This is a genomic window from Paraburkholderia sp. EG304 (assembly GCF_046543485.1).
Lineage (GTDB): Bacteria > Pseudomonadota > Gammaproteobacteria > Burkholderiales > Burkholderiaceae > Paraburkholderia > Paraburkholderia youngii.
Map to the genome: position 1 here is coordinate 1 of NZ_JBKGUA010000459.1, position 255 is coordinate 255.

Genomic DNA, 255 nt, shown 5'->3' on the forward strand with positions numbered 1-255 from the left:
ACGGGACTGTTGGCTTCGGTGCTGGTTGCCAAGTACGCTGACCACCTTCCCCTGTATCGTCAGGAGCAGATCTTTGCGCGAGCGGGCGTCGCGATACCGCGCTCGACATTGGGCGCATGGGTCGGTACGTGCGGCGTGCAACTACAACCGCTGGTCGACGCGCTGCATCAGGAAATCCTGCAGCAGGGTGTGCTGCATGCGGATGAGACGCCGGTACAGATGCTCGGTCCCGGCAAAGGCAAGACACATCGCGCG

1 protein-coding gene is annotated in these 255 nt (G+C 62.7%); it reads left to right on the plus strand.

Annotation, left to right across the window (positions count from 1 at the left end):
• The coding region (locus ACLFKU_RS44740) for an IS66 family transposase (protein WP_410853519.1) at positions 1–255 on the plus strand (255 nt) is incomplete at both ends.